The 19,043-nt window shown below is 72.1% G+C and carries 18 protein-coding genes; 6 read left to right on the forward strand and 12 right to left on the reverse strand.

Going from position 1 to position 19,043, the window contains the following annotated elements; translation table 11 throughout:
* Nucleotides 1-27 precede the first annotated feature (27 nt).
* Together ACBJ59_RS43645 and ACBJ59_RS43650 are read left to right on the forward strand one after the other, a co-directional pair.
* Complete coding sequence (locus tag ACBJ59_RS43645; protein ID WP_375115982.1) at nt 28-624, forward strand: TetR/AcrR family transcriptional regulator; 597 nt, start codon at nt 28-30, stop codon at nt 622-624.
* 15 nt (nt 625-639) lie between these two features.
* Entirely contained in the window at nt 640-1,224 is a 585-nt protein-coding gene (locus ACBJ59_RS43650) for an O-methyltransferase (RefSeq protein ID WP_375115983.1), read from the forward strand.
* Between the two features lie 27 nt (nt 1,225-1,251).
* Here the strand turns inward: ACBJ59_RS43650 and ACBJ59_RS43655 are convergent, their stop codons facing one another.
* The 3 genes from ACBJ59_RS43655 to ACBJ59_RS43665 form a co-directional block, all read right to left on the reverse strand.
* Nucleotides 1,252-1,725 (reverse strand): hypothetical protein, encoded by a 474-nt coding sequence (locus ACBJ59_RS43655; RefSeq protein WP_375115984.1) that lies wholly within the window; start codon nt 1,723-1,725, stop codon nt 1,252-1,254.
* Nucleotides 1,726-1,943: 218 nt separating this feature from the next.
* The gene (locus tag ACBJ59_RS43660) at nt 1,944-3,482 is read right to left on the reverse strand and encodes a PQQ-dependent sugar dehydrogenase (protein ID WP_375115985.1); all 1,539 of its coding nucleotides are present in this window, start codon (nt 3,480-3,482) and stop codon (nt 1,944-1,946) included.
* A 228-nt stretch (nt 3,483-3,710) separates the two neighbouring features.
* On the reverse strand, nt 3,711-4,382 hold the full coding sequence (locus tag ACBJ59_RS43665; protein ID WP_375115986.1) for an SRPBCC family protein: 672 nt from the start codon (nt 4,380-4,382) through the stop codon (nt 3,711-3,713).
* Nucleotides 4,383-4,522: 140 nt separating this feature from the next.
* Here ACBJ59_RS43665 and ACBJ59_RS43670 point away from each other — a divergent pair, with 140 nt between their 5' ends.
* Nucleotides 4,523-5,170, forward strand: a complete 648-nt coding sequence (locus tag ACBJ59_RS43670; protein ID WP_375115987.1) for a TetR/AcrR family transcriptional regulator — start codon at nt 4,523-4,525, stop codon at nt 5,168-5,170.
* Nucleotides 5,171-5,224: 54 nt separating this feature from the next.
* Here the strand turns inward: ACBJ59_RS43670 and ACBJ59_RS43675 are convergent, their stop codons facing one another.
* A complete protein-coding gene (locus tag ACBJ59_RS43675) occupies nt 5,225-5,881 on the reverse strand; it encodes a DeoR/GlpR family DNA-binding transcription regulator (RefSeq protein WP_375115988.1) in 657 nt (218 codons plus the stop codon).
* A gap of 33 nt (nt 5,882-5,914) precedes the next feature.
* Between ACBJ59_RS43675 and ACBJ59_RS43680 the strand changes: the two genes are divergently transcribed.
* Nucleotides 5,915-6,223, forward strand: a complete 309-nt coding sequence (locus ACBJ59_RS43680; RefSeq protein ID WP_375115989.1) for a hypothetical protein — start codon at nt 5,915-5,917, stop codon at nt 6,221-6,223.
* A 29-nt stretch (nt 6,224-6,252) separates the two neighbouring features.
* Here the strand turns inward: ACBJ59_RS43680 and ACBJ59_RS43685 are convergent, their stop codons facing one another.
* Together ACBJ59_RS43685 and ACBJ59_RS43690 are read right to left on the reverse strand one after the other, a co-directional pair.
* Nucleotides 6,253-7,308: a LacI family DNA-binding transcriptional regulator gene (locus ACBJ59_RS43685; protein WP_375115990.1), complete on the reverse strand. Its 1,056-nt coding sequence runs from the start codon at nt 7,306-7,308 to the stop codon at nt 6,253-6,255.
* A 60-nt stretch (nt 7,309-7,368) separates the two neighbouring features.
* Nucleotides 7,369-8,733: a DUF1996 domain-containing protein gene (locus ACBJ59_RS43690; protein ID WP_375115991.1), complete on the reverse strand. Its 1,365-nt coding sequence runs from the start codon at nt 8,731-8,733 to the stop codon at nt 7,369-7,371.
* Nucleotides 8,734-8,972: 239 nt separating this feature from the next.
* Here ACBJ59_RS43690 and ACBJ59_RS43695 point away from each other — a divergent pair, with 239 nt between their 5' ends.
* Nucleotides 8,973-11,954 (forward strand): discoidin domain-containing protein, encoded by a 2,982-nt coding sequence (locus ACBJ59_RS43695; RefSeq protein ID WP_375115992.1) that lies wholly within the window; start codon nt 8,973-8,975, stop codon nt 11,952-11,954.
* Between the two features lie 22 nt (nt 11,955-11,976).
* On the opposite strand, the gene ACBJ59_RS43700 is transcribed toward ACBJ59_RS43695, so the two are convergent.
* The 3 genes from ACBJ59_RS43700 to ACBJ59_RS43710 form a co-directional block, all read right to left on the reverse strand.
* A complete protein-coding gene (locus tag ACBJ59_RS43700; protein ID WP_375115993.1) occupies nt 11,977-13,179 on the reverse strand; it encodes an erythromycin esterase family protein in 1,203 nt (400 codons plus the stop codon).
* 89 nt (nt 13,180-13,268) lie between these two features.
* Nucleotides 13,269-13,442 (reverse strand): hypothetical protein, encoded by a 174-nt coding sequence (locus ACBJ59_RS43705; RefSeq protein WP_375115994.1) that lies wholly within the window; start codon nt 13,440-13,442, stop codon nt 13,269-13,271.
* Between the two features lie 152 nt (nt 13,443-13,594).
* Nucleotides 13,595-14,341: a TetR/AcrR family transcriptional regulator gene (locus ACBJ59_RS43710; protein WP_375115995.1), complete on the reverse strand. Its 747-nt coding sequence runs from the start codon at nt 14,339-14,341 to the stop codon at nt 13,595-13,597.
* 123 nt (nt 14,342-14,464) lie between these two features.
* Here ACBJ59_RS43710 and ACBJ59_RS43715 point away from each other — a divergent pair, with 123 nt between their 5' ends.
* Nucleotides 14,465-15,862, forward strand: a complete 1,398-nt coding sequence (locus ACBJ59_RS43715; protein ID WP_375115996.1) for a serine hydrolase domain-containing protein — start codon at nt 14,465-14,467, stop codon at nt 15,860-15,862.
* Between the two features lie 38 nt (nt 15,863-15,900).
* Here ACBJ59_RS43715 and ACBJ59_RS43720 read toward each other — a convergent pair whose 3' ends face one another.
* The 3 genes from ACBJ59_RS43720 to ACBJ59_RS43730 form a co-directional block, all read right to left on the reverse strand.
* Nucleotides 15,901-16,968 (reverse strand): hypothetical protein, encoded by a 1,068-nt coding sequence (locus ACBJ59_RS43720; RefSeq protein WP_375115997.1) that lies wholly within the window; start codon nt 16,966-16,968, stop codon nt 15,901-15,903.
* Between the two features lie 111 nt (nt 16,969-17,079).
* Nucleotides 17,080-17,541, reverse strand: coding sequence for a GNAT family N-acetyltransferase (locus ACBJ59_RS43725; RefSeq protein WP_375115998.1), 462 nt, complete (start codon nt 17,539-17,541; stop codon nt 17,080-17,082).
* Between the two features lie 99 nt (nt 17,542-17,640).
* A complete protein-coding gene (locus tag ACBJ59_RS43730; protein ID WP_375115999.1) occupies nt 17,641-19,041 on the reverse strand; it encodes a glycosyl hydrolase in 1,401 nt (466 codons plus the stop codon).
* Nucleotides 19,042-19,043: the final 2 nt, after the last annotated feature.

The following is a 19,043-nucleotide window of genomic DNA, read 5'->3' on the forward strand; positions in this document are numbered from 1 at the left end:
TAACAACGTTATGATAAGCTGGCCACTATGGCAAGACCGAGAAAGCGCGACCACCAGGAGCTTCGCCATGAGCTCGTCGACGCCGCCGGCCGGCTCCTGGCCTCCGAGGGCCCGGCCGCGCTGACCACCCGCCGCGTCGCACAGCAGGCAGGCGTGTCCACCATGGCCGTCTACCAGCTCTTCGGCGACAAGGCGGGCCTCGTCCGCGAGATGTTCCTGGCCGGCTTCGAGCGTCTGGCCCAGGCGTTCGAAGCCGTGCCCCGCACCGAGGACCCGGTCGCCGACCTCCTCGCGCTCGGCCACGCCTACCGCGCCAACGCCCTGGCCAACCCCCACCTCTACGAGCTCATGTTCGGCCGGCCGATCCCCGGGTTCCAGCCCGACGCCGAGGCCGCCGCCCGGATCCAGCCCACCTTCGACACCCTCATCGCCGCCGTCGCCCGCTGCGTGCGGGAAGGCGCCTTCGCCCCCGCCGAGCCCCACGACCTCGCCGTCCGGCTCAACGCCCTGGCGCACGGGCTGTGCAGCCTCGACCTGCGCGGCGCCCTCGGCGACCCCGACGAGTCCCTCCGTCACTGGACCGACGCCTTCGCCACCATGGTGCGCGGCCTCCGCGAGCGGTAGGGCAGACTCCTACCCGTGGACGCGACGGTACGGAAGATCATCGATGACCTGAACGAGACCGCGGCCCGGCACGACGCCGCCCAGCAGGACAGGCTGGACCGGTGGCGGGTGCTGGAGCCCGACGCCGGGGAGTTCCTCTGGTTCCTGGCCCAGAGCATCGACGCGCGCGACATCGTGGAGATCGGCACCTCCCGCGGCGTGTCCACGCTGTGGCTGGCCGACGCGGCCCGCTCCGCAGGCGGTCACGTCCTCAGCCTCGACACCGACGCCGAGGCCCAGGCCCACGCCCGGCGCACGACTGCCGAGGCGGGCTTGGCCGACCATGTGGAGTTCCGGGTCGCCGACGGCGGCGCCGTCCTCGCGGACCTGCCCGACGGGGCGGTGGACCTGCTCTTCCTCGACGCCGAACGCCCCGAGTACCCGTCCTGGTGGCCCCATCCGTATCGCGTCCTGCGCCGGGGCGGCATCCTCGTGGCCGACAACGCCCTGTCCCACCCCGAGGAGATCGCCCCCCTGCACGACCTGCTCCGGCAGGAGCCCGGCCTGACGGTCACCACGATCAACGTCGGCAAGGGCGAACTGGTCGCGCTACGACGCTGAGGGGCGCCGCGTACGTCCGCCCGCGCGTCAGAGGGCCAGCGCGGTCATGAAGGCCATGCTGGCCGCCATTCCGGCCGAGCACGCGTTCTGGCTGAGCGTCCTGCGGTCCGGGCTCCGCCCGGGGAGAAGGTGGATGAGCCGGGCGCAGGTCCAGGCCACTCCGATGACCAGGGCCACCGCGGTCAGCGCTCCGCCCCCGTGGGAGTGCGCCGGTGAGGAGGTGCCGGCGGGCGTGGGGTCGTCGAACGCCGTCAGCACCAGGAGGAGGGACATGACCACGAAGTCCTGGATGTGGTGACCGGTTTCCGCGCGGCGCGAGGGTGAGCCGCAGAGCCAGCCGGCGGTCAGCAGGGCGAGCACCCCGGCGGGGAGGAACAGGCCGCCCAGGTGCCCGAGCGCCATGCCGAGCGCCATGACGACGTGCGGCCATCTCCTGGCGGGCCGGGCGAAGGGCAGCAGCGCCGGGGCCAGGGCCAGGGCGCAGCCGACCGATATCCCCACCGTGTGGAGGATGGCATGCATCAGGAGGTCTCGCCCAAGAGGTACGCGCGGGTGTCCATGATGCACTCCTTGCCGTCGTCGCGTGATTACACCCCTCTGGACAGGACAGGTCGGCGAGCTGTGACAGGAATGCGCTCCCCGGGTGACCCCGACGCGTCCGAGGAGGGCCGCCGCGAGCGTGGCGGCGGCCCTCCTCGTGCTCGGTGGCTTCCTGAGGTTCAGCGGTTGACGGCGCAGGCGTCCCGGTTGAGGGAGAACCGGCTCGGCAGGGACGCGTCGCCCGTGTGGCGGGCGAGGTAGCCCATGGTGACGCTGCCGCCGGGGGCGATGGCGCCGTTGTGGGTGGCGTTGACGGCGGTGATCATGTCACCGCTCTGGGTGAGGTCGGTGTTCCAGTCCGAGATGACGCTCTGCCCCCGGGCGAGGGGGAACCTCAGCGTCCAGCCGTTGATCGGCGTGCTGCCGGTGTTGGTGATGGTGAGGTCGACGGTCATCCCGCCACCCCAGGTCTGCGTGGTGTACGCGATCCGGCAGGTCGGTTTGGCGTGTTCGAACGTGATGCGGTGCAGGCCGCCGGGAAGGTCGTTGACGACGTAGAGCTCGCCCTCCGGCGTGGCGCCGAACGCGGTGACCTGCGTGGGCGTCTGGCCGATCTCGGCCTGGTCGTAGCCGCCGGCGCCGTTCGCGCGCAGCGCCCACACGGTGGAGTAGCAGTAGTCGGTGGCGATGTAGGTGCCGCCGACCAGGTGGGCGAACTGCTCGCCGTGGTACACCTGCCCGCCGATGACCGCGCAGCCGCCGGTGTGCGGGGAGTAGGTGAAGACCGGCTTGGTGTACGCGGCGCCGGAGCGGCACTGGGCCTGGTCGAACACCTCGAGCCCTTCGTAGCAGGACCAGCCGAGGTTCGCGCCGGCCTGCCGCCCGGCCGGGATGTGGTTGATCTCCTCCCACCTGCCCTGCCCGACGTCGGCGATCCACAGCGAGCCGTCCGCGGGGTCGACGGAGAAGCGCCAGGGGTTGCGCCCGCCGTACATCCAGATCTCTTCCCGGGCGCCCGCCACGCCGACGAACGGGTTGTCCTCCGGTACGCAGTAGGCCAGGTCGCCGCAGCTCCGGCTCACGTCCACGCGCAGGATCTTGCCCAGCAGGGTGTCCAGGCGCTGCCCGCTGTCGAGGGGGTCCCCGGCGCCGCCGCCGTCGCCGATGCTCATGTACAGGTTGCCGTCGGTGCCGAAGGTGATCTGGCCGCCGTTGTGGTTGTCGAACTCGGCGTGCTCCTGGGAGAGCAGCGGTTCGAGGCGGGCCTCGTCCAGCCGGTACCGGGCCAGGGTCACCGCGCCGTCCGGCAGCGCGGTGTAGGCGAGGTACAGGTCCTGGCTCTCGGCGAAGTCGGGCGCGAGGGTCATGCCGAGCAGCCCCCGCTCGTTGCCGGATTCGTCCACCGACGCGGTGATGTCGATGATCGGGGTCTGCCCGAGGCCGGTGTCCGGGTGGTAGACGCGTACGGTCCCGCGCTTCTCGGTGATGAACAGCCTGTTCGTGCCGTCGTCGGGTGCGGCGATGGCGGTGGGGCGGCGTAGCCCGAAGGCGACCTGGGTGCTGGTCGCGTTGATCTCTTCCAGCGGCACCTGGGCCGAGTTGGCCACGACGGATGGGGAGGTCGCGGCGGCGACGGGTGGGGTGAGTGCGTTCACAGGGGCGAGCAGTGGCAGGGACAAGGCGAGCAGCACGGGGGCTGCCCAGCGTTTTCCTGGCATGTCGGACTCCAGAGGCCGGGGCTGCGTCCCGACCGGACGGTATCCGCTCGCCCGCCGGCCCATCCAGCGCGGCTCCGGCCGCGGGAACGGCACCAGGCCGCCGCGGCCGCCGGCGCACCCTCTGACCGGCGGAGATGCGGGAGAGCCCCGGCCGGGCCCCGGCCTCGGCCGATGAAACGTACATTCGCCCGGACCGCGAGCCGCTCGCGGTCCGGGGCGCGGTCACCGTCAGCGGGAGGCGCGCGGCTGACCGGCGGCGTGGGCTTCGGCGGTGGTCTTGAGGTCGCGCAGCCATGCTTCGAGGCCCCCGCCGAGGGCCGCGGTCGCCGTGGGGATGTCGGCTTCCACCTGCGCGCCGGTCCAGGTCTCCGCGGTGTGTACGCGGACCCCGCCCTTGACCCTGGTGAAGGTCCACAGGTGGACCCCCTCGTCGATGCGCAGCCCCGCACCGATCGCGGGCCCGCTCCACAGGATGCAGGAGTCGTGCTTGAGCTGCCGGACGGTGGAGGTGATCTCCAAGGTGGTGGCGGGGGTCGTGGGCGTGGCGGGCGCGGGGGTGGTCCACCGGAACTGCGAGCCCTTCCGCAGCGGGCCGGGGGTGAGGCGCTTCATCGTCAGGACGGGGGCCTGCCAGGCCGGCCAGCGCTCGACGTCCGTCTGCAGCTTGAAGACGGTGCTGAGCGGCGCCTTGATCACGATGTCGGACTCGTAGCGGATGCGGGCGCTGGGATCGACGCCGTGCCCGCGGCACTGGGACGCGCTGCCGGGGAAGGTGGTGGCGGCCTGGGCGGCCGGGGCGGTGCTCGCCAGGACGCCGGCGAGGGTCAGGGGGATCGCCAGCGCGGCGGCGCGGGTGCGGGTCCGCCGCACGGACGGCTTCGGCGAGCTGTGCTTCGACATGGTGTGCTCCGTTTCGCTACAGGTTCTCGTGTTCGTTAGAAGTTGTAACGCAACGGCATGGAGAGTGTCAATAAGGTTCGTGATAGCTTCTAACTGAACTTGGAAGCTGTAGCAGCGCGGGAGCTGAAAGGCGGCAGACCATGGCGGAAACGGGCACGAAGGCCCCGCGTGAGCGTTACCGCGATCAGGTGCGTACGGAGATCAAGGAACGTGCGTGGGAGCAGATCGCCGAGGCGGGGGCGTCCGCGCTCTCCCTCAACGCGATCGCCAAGCGGATGGGCATGAGCGGGCCCGCGCTCTACCGGTACTTCGCCGGCCGCGACGAGCTGATCACCGCGCTCATCAGGGACGCCTACCGGAGCCTGGCCGACACCCTCCGCGCGACCGCCGCGTCCGGCGCCGACGTGGCCGGGCTGGCACGTGCCCTGCGCGGATGGGCGCTGGACGATCCCCAGCGCTACCTGCTGATCTACGGCACGCCGGTGCCCGGCTACCACGCGCCCGACGAGATCACCGGCATCTCGTCCGAGATCATGGCGACCCTGCTCGACGCCTGCGCCGCACTGCCCGACGAAGGCCAGGCGACGCCGTTCGACGAGCACATCGAAGATCATCGGCAGTGGGCGGATGGGCACCCCGCCCCGCCCGCGGTCCTGCACCGGGCCCTGTCCTGCTGGAGCCGGCTGCACGGCGTGCTGTCCCTGGAGCTGGCCGGCCACTTCGCCGGGATGGGCTTCGACCCCGCGCTCTACTTCGAGGCCGAGCTGGACGATCTGCTGGCCGGCTGACCCGCGCCGGTGGGCCGGGCGGTCCGGCGAGATCGTGCACAATCGTGCACGAGGTCAGGGGGCGTGGATGACGGGTACGTTGAGCGCCCGCACCGTGGCGCTGCCGGCGTCCGCGTCGGTGACGATCCCGGCGACCTCCGTCAGCGGCAGGACGGTGAACCGGGAGGCCGCGCCGATCTTCTCCGAGCTGCCCAGCACGTAGGTGTCGGCGGACTGGCGTGCCAGCGCTCGCTTCATCGCGGCCTCGTCGGCGTCGTCTGTGGTCAGCCCCACTTCGGGATGCATGCCGGTCACGCCGAGCAGGAAGAGGTCGGCGTGCAGCCCCCGCGCGGCCTCCACGGCGGCGGCGCCGCAGGCGACCATCGAGTGCTTGAACAGCCGTCCGCCGATCAGGTACATCTCCACGTCCTGATGGCCGGCCAGCGCGCTGGCCACGGTCGGGCTGTGGGTGACGATGGTGGCGCGCAGGTCGAGCGGGAGCGCGCGGACGACCGCCAGGGTCGTGGTGCCGCCGTCCAGGATGGCGGTGCTGCCGGGCCTGATCAGCGCCGCCGCGGCGGTGGCCACCCGCTCCTTTCCGGAGATCTGGACGCCCTGGCGGGTGGCGTAGTCGGCGATCGCGGGAGAGGCGGGCAACGCGCCGCCGTACACGCGTTGGCACAGGCCTGCCGCGGCGAGATCGCGCAGGTCACGGCGTTGGGCGGCCAGCATGCCTACCGTTCCGGTACGGGTGACGACCCGGGAATGATGGCGAACAACCTGGCCCGGCTGGAGGAGGCGGCGTGGCCGATCTTCCGCAGCGGGCACGTGCCGATGATCGGGGAGTGGGTGGCCCTGCCCGTGCTGCGTGGCGCGGGCGGCGAAGGGCCGGCCGACCCGGTGGCCGAGCAGATCATGTATCCGACCGCGGAGCGCCTGTTGCGGCACTGTGACGCGGTCCTGCGGCTGCCCGGCGAGTCCACCGGCGCCGATCAGGACGTCCGGATCGCGACCGAGCGCGGGCTGCCCGTCTACCACCGGGTCGAGGACGTTCCCGGTTACGAGGCCGGCTGATCCACCGCGGGTGCCGTGCCCATCGAAGGTCAGGCGGAGTCGCGGACGACGAGGACCGGCTCGAAGATGCGCGAGGTCACCGGCCGTCCCGGCTGCTCGATGTGGGTCAGCAGCATGCGGGCCATCTCGGCGGACATGTCCTCCACCGGGTGGCGGATGGTCGTGAGCGGGGGGCTGCAGGCGGTCGCCGCGCTGCTGTCGTCGAAGCCGACCACGGCCACGTCGTCCGGCACCCGGCGGCCGTGCTGCCGAAGGGCGAGCAGGGCGCCCTGGGCCATCAGGTCGTTGGCGGCGAACACGCCGTCGAGGTCGGGATGCTCGGCCAGCAGGCGTTCCATGGCCGCCTCCCCGCTGCGATGGGTGAAGCCGCCCTCGGCGCAAGGGATGCAGGGGTGGCCGTGCGCGGCCATCGCGTCCCGGAAGCCGGTCAGGCGGGACTGGCTGGCCGGCACGTCGAGGGGGCCGGAGATCGTCGCGACGCGCCGGCGGCCGCGCGCGACGAGACGGCCGGCCGCGAGCTCGGCCCCGGCCCGGTGGTCGACGTCGACGTAGCTGATCGGGATCGGCTCGGCGGGCCTGGCGAAGAGCACGGCCGGCAGCCCGGCCTCGACGAGGAGCCGGGGGAGCGGGTCCGCCGCGTGGGTGGAGACCAGGAGGGCCCCGTCGGCGTTGCCGTGCCGCAGGTAGGTGAGGACCTGGGCCTGGATCTCGGCGGTCTCGGCGAACATCAGGATCGGATGGATGCCGCGCGGCCGCAGGAAGCTGACGATGCCGCCGACGACGCGGCCGAAGAACGGGTCGGTGAAGACCTGGCTCGGAAAGGGGGCGTCCTCGCCCTCACCGCCCGCTCCGGAGACGACGAGGGCGATGGCCCCGGTGCGGCGCGTGACGAGGGAGCGGGCCGCGTGGTTGGGGACGTATCCGGTGGTGGCGATGGCCCGCCTGACCGTCTCCTGGATCGCGGGGTCGACGTTGCGGATGCCGTTGATCACCCGGGAGACCGTGGCACGGGAGACTCCCGCCGCGCGGGCCACGTCCTCCAGGGTGATGGATGAGCCCGACGCCGGCGAGGGATCTTGCCTCATCAGCCCTTTATAGCACAGAGGCTGGAGAGCGCTCTCCAGCCTCTGTGCCGGCTCGGGACCTCAGGGTCGGGGAAGCTGGAAGTCCTCCGTGAGGGCGGCGCCGCGGTGCGGCTTGTACAGGTCGTAGCCGCGCGGGTTGCACTGGAGGCCGCCGTTGATGCAGTGGGTCACCAGCGCGTCGAGGATCGCCGGGTCGTCCCAGGCGTTGAAGAAGTCGTAGTGCCAGGTGTATCCGCGCCCGCTGGACAGGCGCGCCTGGGACAGGTCGCCGTCGGCGGGGAAGGCGATCTTGAATTCCAGCATCGGCACCGCCACGGGGTGGCTGGCCGGGCAGTAGCCGCCGTTGGGGTAGGACATGTGGCTCTTGTGGTCGGCGCTGTCCAGGCGGACCCCGTCCCAGCAACTCGGCGCCTGGTAGCGGACGTTCACCTGGGTGCCGGGCGCGCACGAGCGCGGGATGTCCCAGCTGCGTGAGATGTCCCCGCACTCGAAGCCCTCCACGGCGCCGGGGGAGTCGCGGAACTCCTCCAGGGTCGCGGCCGGGCTGCCGACGACGAAGCGCAGGCCCTGGGGGAAGGGCTGCACGCGCCAGTACTCCAGGATGCCCGACTTGTAGTAGATGACCTGGTGGCCGGTCGGCTGGATCAGCTGGTCGCCCTTGTAGAAGCTCGGGAACCAGTAGGCCGACCGGTCGTGCGGGTTCGTGCACGAGGTCCCGCCGGCGAGGAGCGAGGAGGCCGTGCTGCTCGCGTTGGTCGTGCGGTTGCCGACGAAGGTGTGCATGTGCGAGGCGCCGGGCAGCCCCGGGTAGACGATCGGGTCGTCTGGCCGGTTCGCCGTCCACGAGCAGTTGGCCTGGAACTCGTGATGGGTCACCTCGTCGGTGAACGTGGGCTTGGGCCTCGGTGTCGTCGTGGCGCCGCCGCTGCCGTAGATCTGCATCTCCCACAGGGAGTAGCCGTAGCCGGTGGCGCGGGTGGTGCCGTACATGCGGACGTAGCGGCCGGTGCCGGTCACGTCGAGGGTCTGGGTGCCGCCGGTGCCGGTGGTGGTGGTGTAGGCGTCGGTCCAGGTGGTGCCGTCGCCGGAGGTCTGGATCCGGAACGCTCTCGCGTACGCGTTCTCCCAGACGAGGACGACCCGGTTGATGGTCGCTGGGGCGCCCAGGTCGACCTGCAGCCACTGCGGATCGGCGGCGGCGCTCGACCAGCGGGTGCCAGGGAGGCCGTCCACGGCGGCGCCGGCGCCGTGACCGCCGCCTTCGACGGAGGATGCGGTCGCCGGCCGGCCTTGCGAGAGCAGGCTGTCCGCCGCGACGGCGGGGACGACGGCGGCCAGGCCGGCCGCGGTCATCGCGACCGTGGCGGCCAGTGCGGTGAACACCGCCCGCAGGCGGAGCCTGGCGGGACTTCGGGAAGGGTGCATGGTCTCTCCTCCGACGGGGGCCGACAGGTCGGAGAGCGCTCTCCTGAAGACTGACCGCCCGGGTAAGCCCCTGTCAAGCACGGGATCCCGGCCGGGCCGACCCGTTTGCTGCGTTTCGCACTCGTGAGCAGGACGTTTCGCACCGGTGAAGAAATGGGCCTTGACGCCGTTCCGGGGCGGGAGGACTCTCCTCTACGGAGAGCGCTCTCCCGCAATACCCCCGGTCGCTAGGAGAGGTCGTGCGTCCAACTCGCAGTTCCCTGATCATCGCCGTGCTGCTGGGCCTGGTCGTGTCCGTGGCGGCCTTCCCCCGTCCGGCGGCGGCCGACACCCTGCTCTCGCAGGGCAAGCAGGCGACGGCCTCGTCGGTGGAAGGGGCCGCCTACGGCGCGGCGGCGGCGGTCGACGGAGACCTGACGGGCACCCGGTGGTCCAGCTCGTTCAGCGATCCGCAGTGGTTGCAGGTCGACCTGGGCGCCCCCGCGGTCATCAACCGGGTCGTCCTCGTCTGGGAGAGCGCGTACGCGAGAGCGTTCCGGATCCAGACCTCCGGCGACGGCACCACCTGGACCGACGCCTACACCACCACCACCGGCACCGGCGGCACCCAGACCCTCGACGTGACCGGCACCGGCCGCTACGTCCGCATGTACGGCACCACCCGCGCCACCGGCTACGGCTACTCCCTGTGGGAGATGCAGATCTACGGCAGCGGCGGAGCGGACCCCGACCCCGACCCCGACCCCGGCACGTGGACCGAGGTGTGGAAGGACGACTTCACCGGCCCCGCGGGCACCTCCCCGTCGGCCGCGAACTGGATCCTGCGCACCGGCACCTCCTACCCCGGCGGAGCCGCGAACTGGGGCACCGGCGAGGTCGAGACCATGAGCGCCGCCACCGCCAACGTCTCCCTCGACGGCAACGGCCACCTGAACATCAAGGCGATCAAGGACGGCGCGGGCCGCTGGACCTCCGGCCGCATCGAGACCCAGCGCACCGACTTCGAGCCGAGGCCGGGCGAGCTGCTGCGGTTCAGCGCCCGGCTCAAGCAGCCCGACGTCGTCAACCCCCTCGGCTACTGGCCCGGGTTCCGCGCCACCGGCGCCGCCTACCGGGGCGACTACACCAACTGGCCCGGCGTCGGCGAGACCGACATCATGACCGGCGTCAACGGCCGCGACCAGCTCGCCAACACCCTGCACTGCGGCACCGCCCCCGACGGGGTGTGCAACGAGTACACCGGCCGCAGCAGCGGCTTCGCCACCTGCGGGGGCTGCCAGACCGGCTACCACGAGTACACGCAGGTCATCGACCGGACCAGGACCGACGAGGAGATCCGCTTCTACCTCGACGGGCGGCAGACCTGGGTCGTGCGCGAGAGCCAGGTCGGCGTCACCGCCTGGCGGGCCGCCGTGCACCACGGCTTCTACCTCCGCCTCGACCTGGCCATCGGCGGCTCCCTGCCGAACGCGATCGCGGGCGTCACGACGCCGGCCGCCGACACCACCTCCGGCGGCGTGCTGAGCGTGGACTGGATCGCGGTGTCCCGGCAGACCGGCTCCGTCCCCGCCGCGATGACCGACCCGCCCGTCCCCGCCGGGCCGAGCGTGGTCGCGGTGACCGGTGCCCAGGGCGACTGGCGGCTGACGGTGAACGGCGCACCGTACCTGATCAAGGGGATGACGTACGGCCCGCCGCAGGCCGCCGCCGACGGCTACCTGCGCGACCTGAAGGCCATGGGGGTCAACACGATCCGCACCTGGGGCGTCGACGACACCCACACCCCGACACTCCTGGACACCGCCGCCCGGCACGGCATCAAGGTCATCGTCGGGCACTGGCTGAACCAGGGCGCCGACTACGTCAACGACACCGCGTACAAGACCGGCGTGAAGAACGAGATCGTGGCCCGCGTCAACGCCCTGAAGAACCGCCAGGGCGTGCTGATGTGGGACGTCGGCAACGAGGTCATCCTCACCATGCAGGACCACGGCCTGCCGGCCGACGTGGTGGAGCAGCGGCGGGTCGCGTACGCCAGGTTCGTCAACGAGGTGGCGCAGGCGATCCACGCCGCCGACCCGAACCACCCGGTGACCTCGACCGACGCCTACACCCACGCCTGGACCTACTACAAGGCGCACTCCCCGGCGCTGGACCTGCTCGCCGTCAACTCCTACGGCGCCATCCACACCGTCAGGCAGGACTGGATCAACGGCGGGCACACCAGGCCGTACATCGTCACCGAGGCCGGCCCCGACGGCGAGTGGGAGGTGCCCGCCGACGTCAACGGCGTGCCGGACGAGCCGGGCGACCTGGAGAAGCGGGACATGTACACCGCGAGCTGGAACGCCGTACGCGGCCACGCCGGGGTCGCGCTCGGCGCCACCGAGTTCCACTACGGCCTGGAGAACGACTTCGGCGGCGTCTGGCTCAACACCACGCCCGGAGGCTGGCGCCGGCACGGCTATCACGCGCTCAAGCAGGCCTACACCGGCCAGGCCACGGGCAACACGCCGCCGGAGATCACCTCGATGACGGTCGGCTCGCAGACCGCCGTGCCGGCCGGCCGCACGTTCACCGTCGAGGTCGCCGCGTCCGACCGGGACGGCGACCTGATCCGCTACAACGTGATGCTCGGCGACAAGCACATCACCGGCAACCGCGGCTTCGCCGCCGCGCGGTTCACCCAGACCGGCCCCGGGAGGTTCTCGGTGACGGCGCCGGAGCGGATGGGCGTGTGGAAGGTGTACGTCTACGCTTTTGACGGCCACGGGAACGTCGGCATCGAGCAGCGGTCTTTCCGCGTGGTGCCGCCGGTCGTCGCCGGGACCAACCTCGCCCGCGGCAAGCCGACCACCGCCTCCACCTACCAGCAGACCGGCGACGGCGGCCCCTTCACCCCCGATCGGGCCACCGACGGCAGCTTCACCTCCCGCTGGGCCAGCGAGTGGGCCGACCCGCAGTGGATCCAGGTCGACCTGGGGCAGACCAGCGCGATCAAGCACGTCCAGCTCGGCTGGGAGGGCGCGTACGCCACGTCGTACCAGCTCCAGACCTCGGTCAACGGCACGGACTGGGCGAACGCCGTCACCACGGCCGGTGGTGACGGCGGCTTCGACGAGATCGACCTGAACGCGTCCGCCCGATACGTCCGGCTGAACCTCACCCGGCGCGGCACCGCCTACGGCTACTCGTTGTGGGAGTTCGGCGTCTACGGCTGACGGCCTGGACCGATGCCCGTGCCTAGCTCTCCGGGACGTCCTTGACGAACACGATCCCGTCGAAACCGTCCAGGTGGGCCGGGTCCAGCGAGGCGTAGCCGAACCAGGGGGACACGCGCGGGGCGGGCCTCGGGTCGCCGAGCGCGGCGGCCAGCCGGTGGGCGTCGACGACGTGGCGGTCCTCCGGGAGCGCGTACAGGAGACCTTCGAGGGTGTCCGGTGGCGGGGTGTCCACTCCCTGGTGCCGGATCGTGCCGAGGGCCGTGGGCACGAAGGCGTACCCCTCGCCCAGGTGGGAGCTCACGATCGCGCCGGCGCCCCACCACTCCAGCAGGTGGTCGCCCATCCGCATCGTGCTCGATTCCCGCTGGAGATGGGTGTTGTGGGCGTGGACCAGCGCCGGGCCGCGCTCGGCGACGGCGAGGAGGTTGGCGGCCATCATCGAGTCCCGCACGCTCGCCAGCCGCGACCAGCGAACCGGTGTGGCGTCGGTCATCCAGAAGTGGTAGCGCAGCAGGCCGGTGGCGGTGCGCCCGTACAGGCGGGCCCGGTCCCACTCGTCCGGCGCGGAGGTCGCGACCAGGTGCGGCCGGTGCGCGTCGAGCAGCGCCGCCAGATCGTCGGCGAGCAGCCGCAGCTCCCTGGCCTCGGCCGACCGCCCGACCGACTGGGACGGGTCCATGGCCGCGGCGGGATTCGTCCACGGGTCGTCGGCGCCGAGCAGGCGGTCGAGCGTTTCCGCGGTGCAGGGGAGCAGGTCCGCGTCCACCCGGGCGGCGAGGTAGCCGTGGAGCGCGGTGAGGACCTGGCGAGGGCTCGCGGCGGCGCTGATCTCCAGCGGCCCGTCGAAACCGGCGAACCGCACCTGCTCCGCCGCGGGCCGGCCCTCGTTGTACGCGCGCATCCAGCGCACGAGCTCGCGGTTGCCCGCGTGCGCGCCCCACTCGTGGCTGAAGCCGCGCTCCATGACCTCGTCGAGGGTGCCCGTGCCGGAGGTGACGTAGTCGTCCACGACCAGGCCCATCAGGCAGTCGCTCTCGATCGCGATCGACCGGTAGCCCTCCTGCTCCACGAGTTGCCGGAAGAGCTCGTTCCGCAGGTCGAGCAGGATCTCCGCGCTGTGGGTGGGCTCGCCCAGGCCGAGCAGCCGTGGCCGGGCCGGGAGCAGCCTCAGAAGGGAGGCGGCCTCGACGGCATGGGTGATGTCCTTGATGTCAGCATCCATGCCTTAAACGGTATCGTTGAACTCTCGGTGGAGACTTGGCCGTCGTAACAGCCGGGATCGCCAGGTGAAACCCTCAAACGATGGTTCGGTCACCTGGTGGCCGGAGCGTCGGTGACCAGCCGGCTAACCCGCTCCACCGCGTGCACGCCTGCGCCCGCGCGCCCCGACGCGCTGACGCCCCACGCCTGCTCCGGCGCCACCCCGGCCATCAGCCCGAGCAGGTCGCGCCCCTCGCGCTGGGCCTTGAGCAGCAGCGCCATCACGACGCCGACCTTGACGACGCTGGCCGTGGCCGTCCGGAGGCCGCCGTGACCGCCCCAGTGGTTTGCCGTTGGTTCGTGAGAGGCCGCTTTCCGGATGAGGATTGATGGCAATTTTTCGGGCGCGGACGCCGTCACCGGCGTGGCGTGCTCGGCTACGACGCATCCCCCGCGGGCGCGAAGCGGGCGGCCAGGCCGTCGAGGACGCACTGCAGCCCGGCGTCGAAGTCGTCGTCGCGGGTGGCGCTCGAGTGCCGGTCGCGCTGGGCGGCGTACAGCTTCCGCAGCCGCGGGTAGTCCCGCGCGGCCCGCTCGGCGGCCGGCCACAGGGTTTCGGCCCACTCCTGCTCGCTCCGGCCGCTGCGCGCGAGCCGGGTCAACCAGGCCGCCTCGCTGGTCGACACCCCGATGACGTACGCCACGACCGTGTTCAGGGCCCGATCGGCCGCCGCCAGCGTGAAGCCCCCCTGCTCGAACACGGTGAGGACGGCCTCGTTCTGCCGCATCACGTTCGGCCCCAGGTAGGCCACGCCGGCCTCGCCGAGCACGGAGACGATCCAGGGGTGGCGCAGGAGCGCGGCCCGCATGCTGTGCGCGTAGCGCGTGACGGCCGCGCGCCAGCCCGCCGGATCGCCGGCGACCGGCAGCTCGACCTCGCCGTAGACCTCGTCGACGACCAGTTCGAGCAGCTCGTCCTTGTTGGTCACGTGCGTGTACATCGAGGTGGCCCCGGCGTTCAGGCGGGCGCCGAGCTTGCGCATGCTCAGGGCGTCGATGCCCTCGGCGTCCAGCAGTTCGAGCGCCGTGGACACGATCTGCTCCCGGCTCAGCGGCGGCTGCTCGCGCCGGGTCCGCTGCGGGCGGGCCCACACCGACGGGTACGGCTGCTGGTCGGCCGGCATGCGCGTCTCCTTCACGACGATCCGTTCCGCACAGCGTACGACTTGCGAACACTGTGCGGTGACCGTACAGTGTGCGGACCTGCCGCACACTGTGCGGCTCATTGTGTGAAAGGGGCTGTCCTCATGCCGTCATCGCCATTCGACGCCGACCGCTGGCAGGCCAGGCTGGACGCGTTGCGCGCCGCTCACCACGTGCCGGGGGCCGCCCTGGCGGTGCTGGCCGGCGGGAGGATCCATGAGCTGGCCAGCGGGGTGCTGCACCGGGGGACCGGCGTGGAGGTGACCACGGATTCGGTGTTCCAGTCGGGTTCGATCGCCAAGGTGTACACGGCGACGCTGGTGATGCAGCTCGTCGACTCCGGTGAGCTGCGGCTCGACACCAGGGTCGCCGACGTCCTGCCGGGTTTCGCGGTCGCCGAGGACGAGGTCACGAAGAGCGTGACGATCGGGCGGCTGCTCAGCCACACCAGCGGGATCGCCGGGGACTTCACCCACGACACCGGCCGCGGCGACGACTGCCTCGCCCGGTACGTGGCGGCGTGCGCGGACGTGGGCCAGGACTGCCCGCCGGGGACCGTCATCTCCTACTGCAGCACCGGGTACGCGATCCTCGGCCGGGTCGTGGAGGTGGTCACCGGCCGGACCTGGGACGACGCGCTGCGCGACCGGCTGCTGGCACCGCTCGGCCTCGAGCATTCGATGACCTTGCCGGAGGAGGCGCTGCGCTTCCGGGTGGCGATGGGCCATCTCGGCGAGCTGGGCGCCGACCCGGACCCGGCGCCGGCGTGGGACATGTTGCCGCGCTCGGCCGGGCCGTACGGGCGTGTCCTCATCACCGCCGCCGACGTTGTCCGCTTCGCGCGGATGCACCTCGACGGCGGCACCGCGCCCGACGGCACGCGCGTGCTGTCCGCCGAGTCGGCGGCGACGATGCGGCGCCGCGTGGCCGGCTGCCCGGACAGGTGGTCGTTCATGGCGGACGGCTGGGGCCACGGGTGGGCGCTGTACGACTGGGACGGCGTCGCCGGCTACGGCCACGACGGCGCCGCGGTCGGGCAGTTCTCGTACCTGCGGGTCGTGCCCGGCAGCGGCGTCGTCGCCGCCCTGCTGACCAACGGCGGCGGCGCGACCGGCCTGTTCGTCGACCTGTTCCAGGAACTGCTCGGCGAACTGGCCGGGGTACGGATGCCCGACGCCTTCGCCCCCGCCCCGGAACCGCGGCGGCCGGTCGACGTCGCGGGGCTCGCGGGCACGTACGAACGCGAGGGGGTCCGCCTCACGATCGGCGAGCGCGACGGCGTCCCTCGCCTGCGGTTGCAGCTGACGGGCGGGATGGCCGCCTACTCACCGCCGATCGAGACCGACCTGGTGCCGGTGTCCGACACGGTGCTCGCGATGCCGGGCCTCGGTCCCGTCAGCGCGCCCTGGCTGCCCCTGGTGTTCGGGACGCTTCCGGACGGCACGCCCTACGTCTATTTCGGCATGCGAGCGACACCGAAGGTCGCCGTCTCCACGGCCTGATCCGGCCGCCCGTCAGCTCCTCGGGCTCATCGCTCGGCTCATCGCTTCTTCCGGCGCTTCCGCTTGCCCCGTGGCGGTGGCCGGGTGAAGGGCACGGCCTCGGGTGGCGCCTGCGCGGCCGACGCGGCGGCGGGCGGTGCCGGTGCGGCCGACGCGGGGGCGGGCAGGCGGACCCGGTCGAGTCTCAGGTCGATCCTTCTCCGCACGGCCGCGGCGACGAGACCCAGCAGGGCGAGGACGACGAGCCAGGCCCACACCGAGTGCCGGACCTCCAGCACCGTGGCTATGGTCGATTCCCGCAGCGCCGTGGCGCGGACGTCGACCGTCACCGCGTGGTCGTCGTAGGCGTCGGGTTCGCTGACGTCGATGGTGCGTTCCTCGCGCCCGCCCGACATGGCGACGGGTTCGGAGGTCGGCGTCGTGGCCTCGACGGAGAGGCGAGGATGTCTGAGGACGACCTTGGAGCCCTCGCCGGGGATGAGGAAGACCGGCAACGGCCTGCCGATCAACTCTCTCGTGCGCCGCAGGCCGGCGGCATTCACCATCATCACGTTCTCGCTGGTCCCGCGGACGACTCCCATGCTCTCCCGGCCTTCGACCACGGCCGGGATCGGGATGCGGTGGGTGATGGTGACCGGGAAGCCGGTGGGGGTGGCAGGTTGGGGGAGGTGCACCGTACGGGTGAACGCCTGGGCGCGAGTCTTGCCGAACCGCGCGGGCGTCGGCGCGCTCGCCCACCCCTTTCCCGACAATGTGCCGGTCACGCCGCTCAGTTCCGGCACCTGCGCCGGCAGTTCGAGAGTGATCGTCTCCGTGCCGGCCCAGACGGTGCAGGCGTCATGGCAGCTCAGGTGGCTCGAATAGGTGACCCCGAGATGGATTTCCGGCCGCTCGCCCGGCTGGCTTCTCGTGGTGATCAGGGCCAGGAGCCCGGTGACGACTATCGGGGTGAGCCACAGGGCGATGCGGAAGAGCCAGGACGCCGCGGCGGATCTGGTCCGGCGGCTCGGGCCCGACCACCACGCGTCGTAATATCCGCCGTACGGCGGCTGGCCCGATGGAGTCGGCTGCCCCTCTGGGCGAGGTGGCGGAGCATCTTGATCCACGGGAGCCTCCGGCCGCATGACGGGCGTCGTGCTTCTCCCGCAAGTATGGGTCGGAAAGGCGGTCGCTCGCGCGGGTTCGGCCATTCGCCCGCGGCGAGGCCCGCACGGTGCTCATCCGCCGGCGTGCGGCTTCAGGGGCCGGCTGAGCAGCCGGCGGCCCTCGTCGCGGAAACCGCGCTTGCGGTAGAAGTCGAAGAGGTGGCTCACGTCCTGCCCGTTCGGGGCGATCACGATCTCCAGCTGACCGCATCCCCGGCCGGCGGACCAGCTCAGGCTGTCCTCGATGAGCCGCTGGGCCTCGCCGCGCCGGCGCGCGCCCGGGGCGACGTAGAGGTCCTCGAGCTCGGCGATCAAGCCGGACTCGAGCCCGAACGTGGTCGTGGTGATGGCGAACGCGACCAGGCGGCCGTCCTCCTCGCTCACCGCGACGCGGGCCGCGGTGGAGGCGATCAGCGTGGTCAGGTTGGTGCGCAGATCGGCTTCGGCGGTGGTGAACCCGTCCTCCGCGTAGAAGTCCACGGCGAGCGCGAGCAGGGAGGGCAGATCATCGGGAACGGCGGTTCTGATCGACATGCAGGCCATGATGGCCGAAGGCCGCCCTCCGGTGTACGGCGTGGTGCCGCCGACCGGGCCAGGGCGGCCACAGGCGTCAAACCCGGGAACGTCTGCCGCTCATGCGGGCAGGGTCCACTTCTGGTTGGCGTTCGTCGTGCAGGTCCAGAGCTGCAGCGGGGTCCCGTCGGCCGAGCTCTGCCCGGTGGCGTCCAGGCACCTGCCGGTGGCCGGGTTGACCAGGCGCTGGGTCACGCCGTCGTGGCGCCACTGCTGGTTGGGGTTACCGCCGGCGCAGTCCCAGATCTGCACCTTGGTGCCGTCGGCGTTCACGCCGCCCGCCGCGTCCAGGCATTTGCCCAGGGCGCGCAGCGTGCCGTCGGCGCCGACCGTCCACGCCTGGGCGGTGCCGTTGGCGTCGCAGGTGTAGAGCTGCACCCGGGTGCCGTTGGCCGGATCGGCGGCGGCGACGTCCACGCACTTGCCGCCGACGCCCCTGATCTTCCCCGTACGGGAGCCGCCGCCGACGGTGAACTCGCCCCGGTTGAGCACGCGCGGCCCGAAATAGCTGGCCTGCACGCTCGCGCTGGTGTTGTAGGCCGGGTCGGTCAGCCACTCCGCCCACACCATGAACCAGGTCCAGCGCGGCTGGGCGTCGAGCAGCGCGGGGCTGGGGGCGCGGCCCACCTCGGCCAGCGAGATCGGCCTGCCGCCGGCCACGGTCAGCATCGCCTGGTAGTCGGAGGCGGAGGGCTCCATCTTCGCCCAGACGTCGAGGGAGGCCACGTCGGCGTAGGCCGCGCCGGGCCAGTACTCGCCCACGGAGCCCATGGAGACGTCCTTGACGTTCCAGACCCAGACGAGGTTCGTCAGGCCCTGGGCCCGGTAGTAGTCGTAGGTGATCTGGTAGAGCCGGCGGCTGCCGTTCGCGCCCGGCCGGCCGCCCCACCAGGACCAGCCGTCGTTCATCTCGTGGATGGGCCGCCACAGCACCGGCACGCCGGCGTTCTGGAGCTGCCGCAGGTAGGGCACGGCCTCGGCGAGCCGGTTCCGGAAGGCGGTGTTGAGGCTCGTGCCGTCGGTGACGAGCTGGCTCCACTGGCTGTCGGACAGGTGGCCGAGCACGCCGCCGGAGTCCCAGCCGCAGGTGGGGCCGGTGGTGGGCGGGCACATGTGCCACGTCAGGGCCACGACGGAGCCGCCCTGCCACTGACGGATCGCCTCGTTGACCATCGTCTGCCGGGCGGCGATGTCGGCCGGGGCGAACAGGAAGTCGCCGCCCCACAGGCCCGGCGTCTGGCCGGTGATGCCCTGGGCCAGGCGGGTGTACCTGGTGGGGTCGCTGTTGGGCTCGCGGTTGTGCTGCCCGGACAGGGTGTACCGGCCGGAGATGCCGCCCAGGTAGGCGATCAGGTCGGCTCGGGTGGCGGCGGGGAAGGCGTGGGCGGGAGCGGTGAGGCCGGCGACGACGCCGAGTGCCAGCAGCAGGGCCAGGAAGAGGCGGGATCGGGGGGTGCGCATCG

Source organism: Nonomuraea sp. MTCD27 (assembly GCF_041950495.1).
Lineage (GTDB): Bacteria > Actinomycetota > Actinomycetes > Streptosporangiales > Streptosporangiaceae > Nonomuraea.

Bases quoted from the DNA above. Each gene is read 5' to 3' on its own strand.
- ACBJ59_RS43645 (WP_375115982.1), top strand. From the start codon at position 28: ATGGCAAGACCGAGAAAGCGCGACCACCAGGAGCTTCGCCATGAGCTC.
- ACBJ59_RS43660 (WP_375115985.1), bottom strand. From the start codon at position 3,482: ATGCCAGGAAAACGCTGGGCAGCCCCCGTGCTGCTCGCCTTGTCCCTG.
- ACBJ59_RS43665 (WP_375115986.1), bottom strand. From the start codon at position 4,382: ATGTCGAAGCACAGCTCGCCGAAGCCGTCCGTGCGGCGGACCCGCACC.
- ACBJ59_RS43670 (WP_375115987.1), top strand. From the start codon at position 4,523: ATGGCGGAAACGGGCACGAAGGCCCCGCGTGAGCGTTACCGCGATCAG.
- ACBJ59_RS43675 (WP_375115988.1), bottom strand. From the start codon at position 5,881: ATGCTGGCCGCCCAACGCCGTGACCTGCGCGATCTCGCCGCGGCAGGC.
- ACBJ59_RS43680 (WP_375115989.1), top strand. From the start codon at position 5,915: ATGATGGCGAACAACCTGGCCCGGCTGGAGGAGGCGGCGTGGCCGATC.
- ACBJ59_RS43685 (WP_375115990.1), bottom strand. From the start codon at position 7,308: ATGAGGCAAGATCCCTCGCCGGCGTCGGGCTCATCCATCACCCTGGAG.
- ACBJ59_RS43690 (WP_375115991.1), bottom strand. From the start codon at position 8,733: ATGCACCCTTCCCGAAGTCCCGCCAGGCTCCGCCTGCGGGCGGTGTTC.
- ACBJ59_RS43700 (WP_375115993.1), bottom strand. From the start codon at position 13,179: ATGGATGCTGACATCAAGGACATCACCCATGCCGTCGAGGCCGCCTCC.
- ACBJ59_RS43710 (WP_375115995.1), bottom strand. From the start codon at position 14,341: ATGCCGGCCGACCAGCAGCCGTACCCGTCGGTGTGGGCCCGCCCGCAG.
- ACBJ59_RS43715 (WP_375115996.1), top strand. From the start codon at position 14,465: ATGCCGTCATCGCCATTCGACGCCGACCGCTGGCAGGCCAGGCTGGAC.
- ACBJ59_RS43725 (WP_375115998.1), bottom strand. From the start codon at position 17,541: ATGTCGATCAGAACCGCCGTTCCCGATGATCTGCCCTCCCTGCTCGCG.
- ACBJ59_RS43730 (WP_375115999.1), bottom strand. From the start codon at position 19,041: ATGCGCACCCCCCGATCCCGCCTCTTCCTGGCCCTGCTGCTGGCACTC.